The organism is Desulfobacula sp. (genome assembly GCF_021107415.1).
On record NZ_JAIOSW010000015.1, the window covers coordinates 1 to 4,906 of the forward strand.

The 4,906-nt window shown below is 47.7% G+C and carries 5 protein-coding genes; all 5 read left to right on the top strand.

Annotated elements, in window-relative coordinates; all coding sequences use genetic code 11:
* Positions 1-133 precede the first annotated feature (133 nt).
* Positions 134-1,108, top strand: a complete 975-nt coding sequence (locus K8S13_RS00870; RefSeq protein WP_291459715.1) for an alpha-ketoacid dehydrogenase subunit beta — start codon at positions 134-136, stop codon at positions 1,106-1,108.
* A 33-nt stretch (positions 1,109-1,141) separates the two neighbouring features.
* Complete coding sequence (locus K8S13_RS00875) at positions 1,142-1,381, top strand: hypothetical protein (RefSeq protein ID WP_291459719.1); 240 nt, start codon at positions 1,142-1,144, stop codon at positions 1,379-1,381.
* Entirely contained in the window at positions 1,311-2,315 is a 1,005-nt protein-coding gene (locus K8S13_RS00880; RefSeq protein ID WP_291459716.1) for an NAD(+)/NADH kinase, read from the top strand. The genes K8S13_RS00875 and K8S13_RS00880 overlap by 71 nt, the downstream gene beginning before the upstream one ends.
* A 199-nt stretch (positions 2,316-2,514) precedes the next feature.
* A complete protein-coding gene (locus tag K8S13_RS00885; RefSeq protein WP_291459717.1) occupies positions 2,515-2,817 on the top strand; it encodes a DUF6506 family protein in 303 nt (100 codons plus the stop codon).
* A gap of 291 nt (positions 2,818-3,108) precedes the next feature.
* On the top strand, positions 3,109-4,906 hold a 1,798-nt coding region (locus tag K8S13_RS00890; protein ID WP_291459718.1), incomplete at its 3' end, for a sigma-54-dependent Fis family transcriptional regulator.

Here is a 4,906-nt window from a genome sequence, read left to right on the forward strand (position 1 = left end):
ATGTGTCCGAACTGACAGAGGATGTGTATACCTAAGCGCCTTATTCCTTGAACCCTGTCAAAAAAACAAGAAAATCCCTGGATAAGGCTTAGGGTTTCAAGCTAAAAACACAAATCCAAAAGGAGGAATAATAATGTCGAATAGGACTTTCGCGCAAGCGATAAAAGATGCCCATGTGGTTGAAATGGAGCGTGATCCCAATATTTATGTTGCCGGTGAGGATGTAGGGGTTTTTGGTGGATGCTTTGGAGTAACTGCCGGTCTGCTCGAGCAGTTTGGCGAAAAGCGGGTGAAAGATACCCCCATTACCGAAAGCGCTATCGTTGGGACAGCGGTGGGAGCAGCGACAGCCGGTCTCCGGCCGGTTATTGAATTGATGTTTGTTGATTTTATCGGTGTGGCCCTTGACCAGCTCTATAACCAGGCGGGAAAGATGAAATACATGTTCGGCGGCAAAGCCAAAATTCCCATGGTCATGCGCGCCTCATGTGGTGCCGGGATCGGGGCTGCCGCTCAGCACTCCCAATGCCTGGAAGCCCTGTTCATGCATCTTCCGGGACTGAAGGTGGTCATGCCCAGCACGCCTTATGATGCCAAAGGGCTTTTGATCGAAGCGATTCGCGACGACAACCCGGTGGTTTTTTTGGAACACAAAATGCTTTATGCCATAGAAGGGGAGGTCCCTGAAGGGGATTACACTATCTCCTTTGGTCAGGCCGATATCAAGCGCGAAGGCAAGGACGTCACCGTCGTGGCGACGGCCAACATGGTACATACTGCATTGGGTGCGGCTGAAAAGCTTGCCGCTGACGGGATCAGCATAGAGGTGGTGGACCCGCGTACGCTCTATCCGTTGGACGGGGAGACGATTATCGCATCGGTTAAAAAGACCCACCGGCTGGTGATCTTGCACGAAGAGGTAAAATTCGCAGGATCAGGGGCCGAAATAGCCGCCCAGGTGGCTGAAGAAGGCTTTGATTATCTGGATGCACCGATTTTGCGAGTGGCCGCACCCTTTTGCCCGGTTCCCTTTTCTCCGCCGTTGGAGAAGGCCTACATACCGAGCGAGCAACAGCTCATTGATGCTGTCAAGAAAGTGATGGCGTAATTACACCATAGGGGGTCTTGCCCGGATAGCACCTTGGGCAAGGCACTCGATACTGACTTTATCGCATTAGAACTGAAAATGGAGTTGAAGGATGTATATAAGACAGGCTGCGCACGAGGTATGTTTTCCATTGACGTTGACCTGCCGTTTTTAGTAGAGGTGTTATGCTTGAATTTTAAAAACAAAAAGAAAGGGTTTAAAAATGTCATTGGTCGGCATCATCGCCAATCCGGCCTCGGGAAAAGATATCCGGCGGCTTGTCGCCTACGGTAGTGTGTTCGATAACCAGGAAAAAATCCGTATCGTGCGACGACTCATTATGGGCTTTCAAGCCGCCGGAATACAGCGCATCGCTTATATGCCGGATTACCACGGGATTGTGGAGCGGGCTCTGGACGGGATGCAAGTCGATCTGTCGATTGAAAGGTTGCAGTTCGACACCAAGGCGGACCAGCGTGATTCCATCAATGCGGCGCGTCTGTTGTCTAAAAAAGGGGCCGGCTGCATTGTTACCCTGGGCGGTGATGGCACCAACCGTGTTGTGGCAAAGGGGGCGGGCAATGTTCCAATTTTGCCCCTGTCAACCGGCACCAACAACGTATTTCCCTACATGATCGAAGCAACGGTGGCAGGGCTTGCGGCCGGTCTGATCGCCACCGGGAAAGTCTCTATGAAAGAGGGAACATTTCAATCCACCCGCCTTGAGGTTGTAATCGAAGGCGAAGTTGTTGATATCGCCATAGTAGATGCCGTGGTCAGTACGGATGTGTTTATCGGGTCCCGCGCCATATGGAAAATGGATAAAATCAGACAGGTCTTTTTAAATCGCACAAGTCCGGCCAGCATCGGATTTTCTTCCATTGGCGGGATGCTTCGATCCATCGCTGCTAAGGAGCCTGTCGGCATGCATCTAAAATTAGGTAACAATGGGCAAACAGTCACGGCACCCATAGCTCCCGGTATCATTGAAACTGTGTCTATCAAGGATGTGCAATTGATGGCGGCCGGAGAAAGTGAGGAGATTCATTTTACGCCCTCCATATTGGCCTTGGATGGGGAACGGGAGGTGGAAATCAAAAAGGGGCAAAATGCAGCGATACGACTTTCAACGGACGGTCCCCTGGTTGTGGATGTCGAGGGGACAATGAAATTTGCAATGAAAAGGAAAATTTTTTCATCGGAAACATCAATAAGCGTAATAAACTAAAAATCATATTACAGAACTTGTTGAGTGGTTAAGTGGTTGAGTAGGGAAATAATTACTATTATTTCCAGGCGTTATAACTTTTCAAACACCGAATGTCCTATTTTTAAGTAAATAATGGATGTGATCATTATAACAACAACTTAACAACTCAACACCTTAACTACTTAACGAGATCTGTATTAAAAGAAAGGATACTAAAATGGCTTTAAAAGCAGCGTTTATATTTTTAGCACCAGAGGTTGATCCTGATAAAGATAGGCAAACAGTGGTGACGCCACAAGTCGAATTGACTGCGGTTGCGGCCAATAACTATAAAGAAGCCGAAAAGGTCGCCCTTAAATTGGTTGAAGAAGGAATAGAGGCAATTGAATTGTGCGGCGGTTTTGGCAACAAAGGCACAGCACGCATCGCCGAAGCCGTGGCCGGAAAAGCCGCTGTAGGTGTGGTTCGTTTTGACGGCCATCCCGGCCTGGGTGGAAAAAGCGGCGACGAGCTGTTTTAATGAAAATATCAGTCATTCCGGTATTGATTCCGGCGTTTTTAATTGTACATTTAACCTCTTAGAAAAGTTTGTGGGAAAGGAGTATTTATAGGAATGATGGGTAAAAAAGGTTGCAAGATGCTTTAAATAGAGTTAAATTGCATGGATTGATCGCTATCATTAAACATATACCCGGATACCACAGCACCCACACATACGCATCCACTTGCTTTTGACCTGCATTACATTGATCTTTTTAGCCTGTGCAATCTTACTATTTTGGTATGGTGCCGGAAAGCCAAGAGGAATAAAATGTATAGTCTGGTACGTAAGGACAATCACTTTTGCTTTGTTGAGAATGGATTGAAAACCGGTTCTGATGCTATGATCAAGTCCCTTTTCAGCCCAAAGTGGTACGGAAGCACTTGGCAACTGCCTTCTAAGACGGAAAAGAAAACATGGATGAATTCTTTAAAAACGGGCCGGATTAACGATCATCGTTTCAATAATCAAATCGAGCAATCCTGGCGCAGATGCCGACGGGCGGAAGTTGACCCCATTCAAGGCGTATGTGAAAAATTTCTTTCCTCACGGGAAATGGACCACAGGTCCGAAAAAATCACCGTCCTGGCAAAACCGATCATGGAAACCCTCTACCATTGTGTCCGGGGATCAGGATTTGTAATCGTTTTAATCGATCGGGAAGGGTATATTCTTAGAACAGTTGGCGGCTTAAAAGAGCTGCGACAGGCAGACAGATTAAGATTTGGACCAGGGGCTCATTGGGGAGAAGAATTTGTCGGCACAAATGCCATCGGAACCGCACTTGCCTTAGGACATCCTGTCCAGATTACGGGTCCTGAGCACTATTGTGAAAGTCATCAATTATGGACATGCTCGGCTGCGCCCATCAGGAAACAGAGTGGTGAGATCATCGGGTTTCTGGATATATCCGGACCCCGTGAAAGGGCCAGCGCCCACCAGCTGGGATTGATTGTAGCTGCGGCCCATGCCATCGAAGATCGCATCGGTCTGGATGAGTCATACAGCCAGCTCTACGATATCAATGAATATTTGGAAGCCGTGCTGAACTCTGTTTCCGACGGTATAATTGCAGTAAACGGCCAGGGCCTTATAACGGGCATTAACAAAGTGGCGGCCAAAACCTTCCGGCTTCACCCAAAAGAGGTGGTGGGGAAAACCTTAAACGCAACTGTTCATTATAATGGCCGGCTACAGAATTTTTTTAAGACCAGAGCGGCAGGGTTTGCCAAAGAAGAGATACGGCTCAATATGCCCTGCGGGCAGGGGTCATGTATTGCAACTGCGAATCCGGTTTTTTCAGAAAAAAATGACAACAAGGGTTTCGTTTTAACCTTATCGCCCACAAACCAATCATATTTTTTAAGTAATAAACCAGAGGGTGCGATTGACAAGTTCAGGTTTGTGGATGTTATCGGCGAAAGTAAAGCCATCCGCCAGACCATCGAAAAAGCCAAAAAAGTTGCTCCTGGACCATCCACCGTACTTATTCTGGGCGAAAGCGGTACTGGTAAGGAGCTTTTTGCCCATGCGATCCACAGTGCCAGTGATTGCCGCTGCGGTCCGTTTGTCCCTGTCAATTGCGGGGCAATCCCCAAAGAATTGATACAGAGCGAGCTCTTCGGTTATGCTGACGGAGCCTTTACAGGCGCTAAACGAGGAGGTTGCGTGGGGAAGTTCGAAACGGCCAACGGGGGAACTTTGTTTTTGGACGAGATCGGTGAAATGCCCCTGGAAATGCAGATAAATCTTTTGCGCGTACTGGAAGAAAAAACAATTATGCCGGTGGGCGGTAAAAAAGCCATACCGATTAATGTCCGAATCATTGCCGCCACTAATAAAAGCCTATTCGAGGAAGTATCCAAAGGACGTTTTAGAGAAGACCTATTTTATAGACTGAACGTTATCAGCATTACGCTTCCATCCTTAAAAGTCATGGAGGGAGATATTCGCCTGTTAACGCAATACTGGGTTGATAAAATATCCCGCAAGGTGGGCTGCGAAATCAAACAGATCGCACCTGACGCGTTAAGTCGGCTTGAAAATTACCATTGGCCAGGGAACGTGC

Bases quoted from the DNA above. Each gene is read 5' to 3' on its own strand.
- K8S13_RS00870 (WP_291459715.1), top strand. From the start codon at position 134: ATGTCGAATAGGACTTTCGCGCAAGCGATAAAAGATGCCCATGTGGTT.
- K8S13_RS00880 (WP_291459716.1), top strand. From the start codon at position 1,311: ATGTCATTGGTCGGCATCATCGCCAATCCGGCCTCGGGAAAAGATATC.
- K8S13_RS00885 (WP_291459717.1), top strand. From the start codon at position 2,515: ATGGCTTTAAAAGCAGCGTTTATATTTTTAGCACCAGAGGTTGATCCT.